The following is an 11874-nucleotide window of genomic DNA, read 5'->3' on the forward strand; positions in this document are numbered from 1 at the left end:
TGCCTTTCTAGTTTGTCTTTCGTTTCACATATTGCGTAAGGACCTGCAACAATCGCACGATCCTAACTTTTGGTTTTTCCAAACAACGAGTCAATGCGAACGCTTGTACTCGGTTTTTCCGAAACGATTGGAGTTCAGCGGCGCCGCGTTACGAAAGCAAATCGGGGAAATTCCCGGTGGCTCCAGCAAAGCTGTTGGTTTCCATTCCCAATTGTTGCAACATTGTGACGAAGACGCGCGTGAGTGGTTGGTCTTCTTGTTCAATCTTTTTCGTGTACGGTTCGGGGCCCCCACTCCAGGCTCCGCTGATCGGATTGGATCCCGCATAGTTCAGATACTTGCCATGCTTGATTTCCATGTTGCGTCCACCCGCAAGGACGAGCGGATAATTGCGAGAAAGATGAAACGCGCTTGATGCGGAACCGAACAGCAGTAGCGTGTTATCCAGCATGGAGCCGGTGCCGGCTGGTTCCGGAGTTTCCTTTAGCCGGGTCGTGAATCGGGCGAATTCTTCATTAAGAAATCGGCAATATTTCCCAAGGTTTTCCCAGCCACCGGGATTCTTCGTGTCGTGCGTCAACTGATGTGCGAGATTGAACCCGACGGCGCGGGCGAGACGATCGCTGACGCCGGCGCCGTTTTCTCGCCCGATCTGATAAGTCGCAACACGAGTCGAATCGGTTTTAAACGCGAGATAGATCATGTCTAACATGGTCTGCACATACAGCCGTGGCGACTCGGGCGAGATGTCCGCTTCCATTTTGGCCCGGTCGACGGTTGGCAGTGGCCGGTTGACCCACTCTCTTGCTTTCTGGACGCGGATCTCGGCTTCGCGAACGGAGTCCAGGTACTCATCGAACCGCAGCCGGTCATCGGACGACAGGATGCTGCGAAGATCGTTTGCGTCTTCTAACATTTCATCCAAAGCACTCTCGTTGTTCGCCAATCGGCGAGCGGCATCGACGTTGCTCTTGACGAAAAGCATGTCGAAAATACGCTTCGGGCTTTGTTCCGCAGGGATCGCCCGGCCCGCGCGATTGAATGAAAGCGTTTGGGCAGCGCGCGGAGTTCCGATACCACCGTCGGTCGACATCACCAGCGATGAAAACCGCGTTTGATCACCGACGTGCTCGGCGTAAACCTGATCCAGAGAGACCGCGTTCTTGTACGGTCCATCGCGACGAATTTCGGCCGCCGTCAGAAACTGGTCGGCGTTGCGGTGGCCGTGTACTTTGCGAGCACCCGGGTGCGAAAATCCCGACAACACGGTTAAATCGTCACGCAGTGGCTCGAAGGCATCGGTACACTTCGTAAACGTAAATTCCGTTCCCCCACCATGCGGAAACCATGACCAATCCTGGTACGCAGGATCTTCGCGCAGCGGCATCGGGACGCCGTCGGGGAAGTAGATACAGGCCATCCGTTTCGGATTTTCCCGGCCGGCCGAGTTCGACGCCGAAAGAGGCAGATTGGAACTCAGCAGCGGAAGTGCCAGCGCCGCACCAGATCCTCGCAGAAACCGACGACGATCAAGTCGATTGAAGTTGAATGCCATTTGTCTTGTCGTTGTCCGTCGCGAAATTGAATGTTTCTCAGTAGTGGATCAGTTATTGTACATCTTCACTATCTCGTTTGGAAAAGCTCACTGGTCACAAGGCACATCACCAAGGTTTTGATGCCGTCGCCCGAATCTCGAACTCGCCCGGTAATATCCCTGATTCCCGCGCGGTCTGCGAACTCCAGTCGTCGACCCAACGCATACGTTGCCATTTTTTCAACGGTCGCCTTCACAAACTGTTCGTGGCGCTGCTGAATCAGGTGTTCTTTGAGTCCCTTCATTCCGTCCAGGCGGGCGCCGTTGGGCAGGACGCTTGTTGCGTCTACGACCTTCCCGTCGATCTGATCACGCCAGCATCCCATTGCATCGTAGTTCTCGAATGCGATCCCCCACGGATCAATCTTCTGATGGCACGACATGCACGCGGCATGATTGCGATGGTCCTCGATGCGTTCTTTCAAAGTCATCTTTGCGATCGCTGGATCGGTGAGGTCGATCTCGGGGACGGCCGGAGGAGGCGGTGGTGGGGGATCGTTGAGAAGGTTCGTCAACAACCACACGCCTCGCTTGACCGGGTGTGAGTCTTTGCCATCGGAGGTCATCGTTAGCAAACCAGCCTGAGTCAACAGACCGCCACGATCCGGCTCACTTGGCGAGGGAACGCGGCGAAAATGATTCCCCTGAACTCCAGAGATTCCATAGTGCTGGGCAAGTCGCTCGTTGACGACCAAGTAGTCACAGTCGATGAAATCCAGAACGCTCGAATCACGCCGAAGCATATCAGCAAACAGAGCGATGGGTTCTCGCTTCATCGATTCCAAAAGTGCTTCATCAAAACCGTCGTCACCTTGGGTGGGGCTCAAGAATTCAAGCGGCTGCATTTTCAGCCACTGCATGACGAAGTGTTCGGTAAAACGAGTTGCTCGTGGATCGGCCAACATGCGGTCGACTTGCTGACGCAGAATTCCGTGATCGCCGAGACGACCTTCGGAAGCGAGCTTGAGTAGCGTGTCGTCGGGCAAACTAGACCAAAGAAACAACGACAACCGGGTCGCCAACTCATTTTGCGACAGTTGATCTTTCTGTTTGCCTTGCTGTTCATCCTGATCGCCGGGTAACACATAAAGGAACTTTGGCGAAGTCAGAATGGTTGCGAGCACTTCGACGATCGTTTCCTGAAAATTCGTGTTGTTGCGTCGCAAATGCTGGAACAGGCGCAGTTTTCGATCGATGTCACGGGTCGTCGGAGAACGACGCCAGGCGCGCGACATGAAGGCGGCGACAATCTCTCGCGCGTACGCGATTTCGTCATGCGAGTTCTCGCTTTCCATGAAGACATTGCGGTGGGAACGCGGTGGCCAGTCGTCGTAGATCGGCGCGGCAACTTCCACGTAGTCGATCAGAATCGCCGGACTTTCTGTGGCGGTATCGGAACCGTCGTTCCCGATCGTGCTGTTTGTAAAACGAATGTACTCCGACGGGCTCGGTTGATCGCCAAGTTCAAACTCGCCACGATAGGTATTGCGGTGCTCAATCTCGCTAAGCGGGATATCCCATTGGTAAATTTCCGGCTGACCGTAGGGAGCCAGAATGGGAACGTCGTGCCGACTAACACGTTCGATCGATCGCCCTTGATCGGTTGCCTGAAAGCCAAAGTGCAGCTGTAGACTCGGAGCACGCTTTCCAACATTCTCAGCACGCGACGCTCGAACGCGCACGCGCATCGTGCCTTCGTCTGGCAACCTGTCGCCGAGTTCAACGGTCAGTGCTTGCCGCTGGCCCGGTTGCACGACGGCGAAATGGGAACCAGGTTTGGGAATCGACTTGAATGTATCTCTGTGACGGAACGCATAGCCTGCTTTGCGATAATCCCAATCGGTCTCTACTCGCAGCCCTGTTGAAAGTTCTAGGTAATGCGACCTATCGGCAGATGCCTGAAAACGTTGTTTCAGACGTTCGATTTCCGCGACTTGCTTATCCGGCATCTCGGCAAACTTCTTTCTGGCCGCTTCGACGTCACGATCAAGTCGCACCTTTTCGCGTTCGAACGCGGCCTTCATCGGAATCGCCCAGTGCACCACAACCGGCCGGTCACCGCGAACCGTGATTCGGCGCAATGCCTTCAGTGCAAGCTGGTGATAAGTCTCGACTTGCTTCACGGACATGTGCAACGAATCGGCATTGTTCTCGAAGGCGTCGTCCTCGCTAGCTTCCGCCGGAAGATCACCTGCGAATGTCCACGGCACACCAAGCATGTCCTGCAGAGCGTAGTTGTATTCGTAGCGAGTCAGCCGCCGGAACGAAGAGCGATTGCCACTGGCCTTGCTCAGTCTCTCTGCTGCTTGAATCTCAATGGAGAGCCAATCAACGATGCGGATTCGATCATCGTCGGCCAGTTCGCTTGACTCCGGTGGCGGCATCTCGCCTTTGCTGACAACCGAGAACACCTCCAACCACCAAGCGATGTCTTTGCCGCCGACGAGGTCGGGATCCAGTTGGTCCGCGCGAAAGTTCCCTTCGACGTTATCCTCGCTGTGACAATCGAAACATGCTTTCTTCAGAAGTGGCTTGATCGATTTTTCGTAACGCTGCGGATCACGGTTGCGGCTCGCGCTGATGGAATCCAAAACCCGCTCCGTGGCAACGACTGCGTTTGCACCGCTTGTCTTCTCGTTAGACTGGATCTGCGCATCGACAGAACTCTGTGCAACAAGACACAGAGCCACTAGGACCATGGCCCGTAGACAGGGGGATCTTGCCTGGTGCTGAGGCGTGAATCGAGGTAGGAGCATTGCCGCGGAGGAGGGAAGGGGAAGTGGCGACATCAGGGACCCCGATTGTACCACTGGAATCACCCAACATCAGTAATTCCTTCGATCAAAAACCCTATTTCACCAAGAGTTCGATCTTGTCGACGATGCCAACCATGTGCGACCGCAAATCCTTTTCTTGAAGCTTGGCTCCTGGCGCCTTCTTAAGGTATTGATCCAGGAACAGTAGCGTTGCGGCACGCGATACAGCCTGAACATCGTCTTGACGATTGTTTGCGAAATTGAGTCGCCGCTCTTTGCTTCCCGTGGAATCTGAAAAATGCAGGTGCGCCGCGTTGTTGATCCACAGCAGATAGCGATCGCCGCTGGGCCAATATTGAAAGCTGTGTTTGCGATGGATCGGGACAAAGCCTTGCTGTTTGTCCAGGCTTCCAGAAATGCCGAGCAGGGGTACAGCAATGGAACGATAGCTACTTTCCAAAAAGAACGGTTCGCCCGGTCCCTGCGGCGACAATGCGACTCCGCACAGCACTCGCTTGTCTGAAAGATCAGGCCCCAAACCCTGTCCGCTTCCAACTTTCGGATCCAGCCAATCCAGCGCAGGACGGGCACCACAGACGGCGAGCGTGGTATAGGCTCCGAACGAATGCCCCATCATACCAATGCGGTTAACGTCGGACTTGCCCTGCAGACTCGGATGCGTCGTGTCCAATCGCGTCAACTGATCGATGGCGAAGCTAACGTCTTTGGGGCGACCGAGAACTTCACCGGCATTGCGAGTCATTGCGGCGATGGTCTTGCCAACTCGCAGCCCACCAGCAGCGGCCTGTTCCGTATTGCTGCCGAGATGCTCCAAACAAACAGCGAGGTAACCGTGGGTTGCCAGGTGATGCGCCTGAGCAAAATTGGAATTTAGATTTCCGCCGGCACCATGCGAGACGATCACGACCGGAAACGGCCCCGCCCCAACAGGCACGTGCAACTTCATGGGAACGATGCGCCCCGAACGTGCCACATCGGCGAGTTCCAACAACTCGATTTCGGTCGTGTCGTACTCGCCGGGCGCAGGCTGCGCATGCGAGACGCCGGGAAATGCTGCGATGGCAATGAAAGCGACCAGCGAGATTGCGATAGGCTTCATGATGCTTCCTGGTGTGAGATTCGAGGCAATCCGTCACCCGCGATCGGGTTCGCCGTCCTTGTGGATTGTAGTGCGTCCAGCCGAGCGTGAACTTTTCGGGCAACCTGTGTTCCAGCGTTCCGCGAGAGAGACACAAGACGCATGCAAAATCCGCAACGCTCCTTCTTTTCAGTTGCGTCTTCGCGAATGCACTTTGGAAAGTACTGTGTGGCCGACCGTTTGCGCCGCGCGGCGATGACACCATGCCCATTCTAAACTCGAGGCGAGCGAAGCCTTCGCTGTCGATCACATGGTGCAACCAGAATCGTTCACATTGCTTGTTGTTCAAAGCATCAGGTGTATTCAAGGAAATTTCACCACCACGCACCTTCGGCCTCAACCAGAACTCCGACGTGCCCGATCGTCTTGCGGTTGCGGTCCAGGGGTTTCTCCTTGATCATTGGGGGGATCGCTTCACGGCTGCAAAAAATCGTACGCAAATGATGCTTTTGCGTAGTGAACGTGGTGAGCGTGAAGATAGAATCCAGCGCGTATCCGACTTGCTTATCGTTCTCTTGTCAAAACCCTTCTTTCTCAAATCCGTGACACAGACTCTTGAATACTGAGCAAACCGATCAGCAAATCAATCACGAAGCACCGAACAGATTTCCGGGTTCGAAACGCAACTTCACCGTCGGCCGATGGGCCGCCTGCGTTGTCGTTGTCGGATTGGCGATGTCATTTGCCGCTGGCAAGTGGGCAAAGTCGACCGATCTGATTGACAAGATTGCGATCGAACAAACGGTCGAAGACGGCAAATCATGGGTCGTCATCGATATGGAAAAGATCGATACCGAAACCCTGCCGGTTTGGAACGAGACGGATGCCGAAGGCTTGACGGCAGACGAATTGGCCACCAAGGTTTTTCGCGATGCTGATGGTCGGCCGATACGCGTCGTTCGATCGAGCCACTTTCGATGGTGGTCGTTTTTACCCGCGATCATGGCCGTGGCGATGTGTTTGCTCACGAAAGAACCGATGATTTCGCTGCTCGCGGGTGTGGTATCGGGCGGATTGCTGCTCGGGCAATACAACATCGTCGATGAAGTGCTGATGCCGTCGATGGCCAGCGTCAGTGGTGCGGGCATCCTGCTGCTCTATCTTTGGTTGTTGGGCGCGTTGATGGGGATCTGGTCTCGCAACGGCGCCGCAGAAGCGTTCGCAAACTGGGCGACTCGCCATTTCGTTCGCGGCCCCCGTTCGGCAAAATTGGTCGCCTGGGGATTGGGAGTTCTGTTTTTCCAAGGCGGAACGATCAGCACCGTCTTGGTGGGCACGACGGTCCGGCCGGTCGCCGATCGCCAACGAATCAGCCACGAGGAACTGTCGTACATCGTCGACTCGACGGCATCACCGATTGCGATCTTGTTGGCGTTCAACGCCTGGCCCTTGTACGTGCAAACATTGATCTTCGTACCGGGCGTCACGTTTCTGGCGACCGAGTCCGATCGGCTGAGTTTCTTCTTCGGATCGCTACCGCTTAGTTTTTACGCCTGGTTCGCAGTGCTCGGCACGCTGCTGTTGTCCGTTGAAAAGGCTCCGTTCCTTGGAAAACGAATGCGTGCCGCCATCGAACGATCCAGGACGACGGGCCAGCTCGATCGCCCCGGCAGCGACCCCATGCTGTCGACCGAACTGCAAGCCAGCCAGACACCCGAAGGCTACGTCCCATCGCTGCTGGAATTTGTCTTGCCATTAGGAATGTTGACCGGGATCGCGGTCGGCACTTTTTGGTTTTCCGGATCACCGCAAGTCCGCGTTGCGTTTGCCGTCGCTGTTGTGGTGGCCGCGATCACGTCACTGATTCGCGGGATGTCGCTGACCGATTTGATGCTTGGCATCAACAACGGCTTGAAGGGCGTGGTGGTCGCTTCGGTGATCCTGCTGCTTGCCGTCACGCTGGGAAGCATCACACGTGACACAGGCGCGGCGTACTACTTGACCAGCGGACTCGGGGATACCGTCCCCTACATGCTGTTGCCGGGATTGTTGTTCGTTTTGACGGTTGCGATTGCGTTTTCGACAGGCACGAGTTGGGGAACTTACGCGGTCGCGTTTCCGTTAGCGATGCCGCTGGCGATCTCCGTTGCCGCGTCAGCCGACTTAAGCAACCCACAACTGTTTGTCGCAATCTGTTTCGCATCGGTGCTCAACGGCAGCGTCATGGGCGACCAGTGTTCGCCGATATCGGACACGACAGTCTTGAGTTCGATGACAACAGGCGCCGATTTGATGGACCACGTACTCACCCAAATGATCCCCGCCACCGCTGCAGCTGGCATTGCACTGGTCCTGTGGACCGCGCTCGCGTTGACGTGCTAATTGAGTTTTGCACGACACACGCTACTGCAACTGCACACCCACTTGCAGGAACTGTGCATCTGCCTAGCGGAAACGGGTCGAACGAAGATAAAGTTTCAGTCATCTGCAAATGATTAAAATGCAGGAGGAGTGGCCGTTGTCGACCATCGCCTACGATGGCACAACTACTCGGTGCACTCGATCTGAAACAGGTCGGGAAACTTGAGCATCCGAAATGCATCGATTGCGGCTACCGCATGATTCAATTGCATCGGAGTGCGGGTCGACCGAAACTGCTGCGGTGCTTTGGATTGCCAACCCGGCTCCGCTGTCGGCCACGAATGGCACGTAGATAACTTCTAAGCACGACTTTTTCCGTTCGGGCAGCCTGCCTGAACGGATGTCAGTTTGCGCCCAAACAGTACCAGTGATTGGCGCCTCAAACGGTACCAGTTGATCCCACACCCCGGCCCCTTGTCCGATGGTGGGTTTTCATATCCGAAAACCCACCGACGAGGGCCTCATGGCGGATCAACTGGCGATGGACAAGTCCCTTGCAATCAGCAACTTACGCGACGCCGGTTACTCTCAGCGGCGAATCGCAAAGACCCTTGGCGTCTCTCGTGGGGCCGTTCGGCGGCACTTGGCTGGCGAGAGTTCAAACAGGACCATAGCGCCAACGGCTCCCATCGCTCTGGCGCCAACCGGGTCGGCGGATTCAAACAGTACCACAGCGCCAACCGGGTCTGACCAGTCTCAGGCGACCGATTCAGCGGCGGTCGGCAACAGTCAGTGCGAGCCGTTTCGCGACATCGTCATCCAGAAATGCCAAGCCGGTTTGTCCGCCCGCCGCATCCATCAAGACCTCGTCGCTGATCACGGGGCCGATGTCAGTTATTGGTCGGTCAATCGGTTCGTTCAAGCACTCGGCAGAACCACCGAGTTGCCGTTTCGGAGGATGGAAGTCCGGCCCGGCGAAGAGTTGCAAGTCGACTTTGGAACCGGTGCGAAGATCCGAAACCCCGATGGAACTTACCGGCGAACGCACGTCTTTCGAGCTGTCCTGAGTCACTCACGAAAGGGCTACAGCGAAGCGGTCTTTCGACAAGACACAGAGAGCTTCATTCGGGCCTTGGAGAACTGCTTCTGGGCGATCGGCGGAGTGCCCCAGCGAGTCGTCTTTGACAATGCCAAGTGCGCCGTCAAAACGCCCGACTGGCATGACCCCGAATTGAATCCCAAGCTGGTCGATTTCTGCAAGCACTATGGGTGCGCATTCCTGCCAACACGAGTACGAACACCACGCCACAAAGGCAAGGTCGAACGCGGTGTCGACTATGTGCAAGAGAACGCGTTGCGTGGCCGGGAGTTTGAAACACTCGCGGCGCAAAACGATCACCTGCATCATTGGGAGAGCAGGGTCGCCGATACTCGCATTCACGGCACCACGCGGAAGCAAGTTTTGGCCTGTTTTATAGATGTCGAAAAGCCATCGCTTGCCAATCTTCCCTCGACCCGTTTCGAGTTCTATCACGAGGCCAAGCGAAAGGTTTCTCGCGGCGGACACATCTCGATCAACCGTTCCTTTTACAGTGTCCCGCCGGAGTATCTGGGCCGCGACATATGGGTTCGCCATGACAGTCACCTGGTGAGGATCTTCGATGAGAACCTTCGTCACATCGCCACGCACACAATCATCGAGCCAGGTCGTTTTCAAACCGACGCCGGTCACATCGCTTCGCAAAAGATCAGTCCGATCGAACGCGGGATCGCCCATTTACACAACAAAATGCGACTCATTGGACCCTCGGCGAACCAGTGGGCCGATGCCGTCGTGGCGGGTCGCGGTGTCGAGGCCGCCCGGGTGTTGCAAGGCGTTTTGGCAATGAGCCGCATGCACAGTGGCGATGCGATCGACGCCGCCTGCGGCATCGCGGTTCGCAGTGGCGCGATCAACTGCCGGATCATTCGCACGCTACTGAGGCGTCAGCCCGAGACGACGCAAACGACCATGGAGTTCATGGAAGATCACCCGATCATCCGTCCGATCGTTGAGTACGCAAAGTTCATTCACACCAAAGTCCAAGAAGGAATCTATCAATCAATAAGATCATCACCCCCATGCTGACGAAGCTACGACTGAGCGGCATGAACGAATCGCTCGAGGTTCGTCTTCACGAAGCGTCCGCAACTGGCCTGACGCATCTCGAGTTCTTTGAGTTGATGCTGCAGGATGAGATCCACATTCGTGACGATCGTCAGATCACTCGGCGAATCAAAAAGGCGGGCTTCCGAGACGTTCGCAAGCTGGAAGATTTTGACTTCAGTTTCAACCCGACGATCAAGAAAAGCATGGTGTTTGAGCTGGCCACGGGGCGGTTCGTCCGTGAACGTCGTGACGTGCTCTGGCTAGGGCCACCGGGAACCGGAAAAAGCCACTTGGCTCAAGCGATCGGGCTGTCGCTGATCCGTGCCGGGATGACGGTGTATTACCGCAGCATCTTTGATGTCGTTCGTGACTTCCTTCACGACGAAGCGCTCGATGGTCACGAGAGGATCTTGAAGCGTTATCTCGAACCGGACTTGTTGATCATCGACGACATGGGCATGAAGCAACTTCCCAAGCGAAGCGGCGAGTACTTGTTCGAGGTAATCATGCGTCGGCACGACGTCCGCAGCACGATGATGACGAGCAACCGCCCGCTGGAGGAATGGGGCAAGTTGATCGGGGACGTGCCCAGTGCGACGGCGATTCTGGACCGTTTCCTGCACCACAGCGACGTGATGCAAATCACCGGCCGGAGCTACCGTATGGGAAATCAGCCAAAAACTTCAAACAGTACCAAAGCGCCAACCGGGTCGGCGACCGAAGAAGCTTAAGTCAAACAGTACCACCAGGTCGCTTCGCGGCCCGGCCTCACCAACTGGTACCGTTTGAATCGCCAATGAGTGGTACTGTTTCAGGCGCAAATTGACACCACGCCGTAGACTCCACATCCGATGCTGATGAAGGCGGAGCCCAGCCAAGCCACGATAGGCAAAAATGAACGCCGCCGAAAATCGTGTTTCTGTTGGATCACATGGCGGCCCATGATCACGGACGCGACAAGCCAGGTCATCAGTGTCAACAGAATGACGAAGAGAAACCTGATGCTGTTGATCAGGTGCGTCGTCTCATCCGGGCTCAAGGCACGTTGGATTCCCGCGAACGAAATCGGAGCAGCGATGGCCCAAAGGCTCGACACGCACGCGGTTGCAGAGACCGCCAAAGCAGATAGATAAAAAAACAGCCCCGACTTTCGGTGCCAAGCACCGCCCTTGCGAGTGAGTGCCGCAACCCAGAATAGAGTCAGCCCGACACACCCCGTGACGATGTGGGCGGTTCGAAGCAAACCGTGAGCGGAGGTGAATTCCATCATCGTTTTTCCTTTCGCAGACGGTCACTTAGGACATCCAAAGCCCAATTGCACCACTTGATCCGAGTTTCAGTCGTCATCGTGGCCAACCGAAGGCCCAAAGCACCGTGCAGGTCATCAGACGAACGACGTGACAACGGTCGCGCCGACTCACCTTGGTCGATCATCTGAAACGTCAGCAGCGATGCTTCAAAACGTTCCTTGAGCTTTTCAATGAAGCGAAACGTCGTCGCTATATCGGCCGCTTCATGAAGAGAGACCAATTGGGCGATCCAAGCTGATCGCTCGATCGAGAACTCGGGGTCACTCTGAAGCCACCGAATCAATTCACGCTTCCCCTTCGCGGTTCGCGTGAAGGTCTTCTGCGACGGCCCAAGATGCGGCTCCCATTCATCCCGCTTGACCAGTCCGTCGGACTCGAGACTCTTGAGCGTTCGATACAACTGTGCCTGATCGGCCGCCCAGAAATGGCGAATCGTTTGCTCGATAACGCGATTCAAGTCGTAGCCAGAAACGGGCTCGCGGGTTAACGCGAGCAATATGTAGCGAAGACTCATAAGCCTACTACAGGACCTGTCCCATAGTAATGCAAGTCAGATTGCACGACGAATACGAGAGTCCTTCCAATTGACGCAAAAACACGCCGAA

At 55.8% G+C, this 11874-nt stretch carries 9 protein-coding genes; 4 read left to right on the forward strand and 5 right to left on the reverse strand.

From position 1 onward, the window contains the following. Positions 1-148: 148 nt before the first annotated feature. The 3 genes from Poly51_RS14640 to Poly51_RS14650 all read right to left on the reverse strand — a co-directional run bounded on the left by Poly51_RS14640 (position 149) and on the right by Poly51_RS14650 (position 5470). Positions 149-1555, reverse strand: coding sequence for a DUF1552 domain-containing protein (locus Poly51_RS14640; RefSeq protein ID WP_146458564.1), 1407 nt, complete (start codon positions 1553-1555; stop codon positions 149-151). A gap of 68 nt (positions 1556-1623) precedes the next feature. Then, positions 1624-4293, reverse strand: coding sequence for a DUF1592 domain-containing protein (locus Poly51_RS14645; RefSeq protein ID WP_186775568.1), 2670 nt, complete (start codon positions 4291-4293; stop codon positions 1624-1626). A 151-nt stretch (positions 4294-4444) separates the two neighbouring features. Next, the gene (locus tag Poly51_RS14650; RefSeq protein WP_146458566.1) at positions 4445-5470 is read right to left on the reverse strand and encodes an alpha/beta hydrolase family protein; all 1026 of its coding nucleotides are present in this window, start codon (positions 5468-5470) and stop codon (positions 4445-4447) included. Between the two features lie 242 nt (positions 5471-5712). Between Poly51_RS14650 and Poly51_RS14655 the strand changes: the two genes are divergently transcribed. From Poly51_RS14655 to istB, 4 genes are all read left to right on the forward strand, one after another. Beyond that, positions 5713-6075 carry a hypothetical protein gene (locus Poly51_RS14655; RefSeq protein ID WP_146458567.1) on the forward strand — a complete coding sequence of 121 codons (363 nt, stop codon included), beginning with the start codon at positions 5713-5715 and terminating at the stop codon, positions 6073-6075. Next, complete coding sequence (locus Poly51_RS14660) at positions 6065-7831, forward strand: Na+/H+ antiporter NhaC family protein (RefSeq protein WP_222435868.1); 1767 nt, start codon at positions 6065-6067, stop codon at positions 7829-7831. The genes Poly51_RS14655 and Poly51_RS14660 overlap by 11 nt, the downstream gene beginning before the upstream one ends. A gap of 502 nt (positions 7832-8333) precedes the next feature. Then, positions 8334-9938, forward strand: a complete 1605-nt coding sequence (gene istA / locus Poly51_RS14665; RefSeq protein ID WP_186775569.1) for an IS21 family transposase — start codon at positions 8334-8336, stop codon at positions 9936-9938. Further along, the gene (istB, locus tag Poly51_RS14670) at positions 9932-10690 is read left to right on the forward strand and encodes an IS21-like element helper ATPase IstB (RefSeq protein WP_222435869.1); all 759 of its coding nucleotides are present in this window, start codon (positions 9932-9934) and stop codon (positions 10688-10690) included. The genes istA and istB overlap by 7 nt, the downstream gene beginning before the upstream one ends. An 80-nt stretch (positions 10691-10770) precedes the next feature. Here the strand turns inward: istB and Poly51_RS14675 are convergent, their stop codons facing one another. Both Poly51_RS14675 and Poly51_RS14680 read right to left on the reverse strand, forming a co-directional pair. Then, complete coding sequence (locus tag Poly51_RS14675) at positions 10771-11229, reverse strand: hypothetical protein (RefSeq protein ID WP_146458569.1); 459 nt, start codon at positions 11227-11229, stop codon at positions 10771-10773. After that, positions 11226-11783: a PadR family transcriptional regulator gene (locus Poly51_RS14680; protein ID WP_146458570.1), complete on the reverse strand. Its 558-nt coding sequence runs from the start codon at positions 11781-11783 to the stop codon at positions 11226-11228. Before Poly51_RS14680 ends, Poly51_RS14675 begins: the two co-directional genes overlap by 4 nt. Between the last annotated feature and the right edge of the window lie 91 nt (positions 11784-11874).

Source organism: Rubripirellula tenax, assembly GCF_007860125.1.
GTDB classification, from domain to species: domain Bacteria; phylum Planctomycetota; class Planctomycetia; order Pirellulales; family Pirellulaceae; genus Rubripirellula; species Rubripirellula tenax.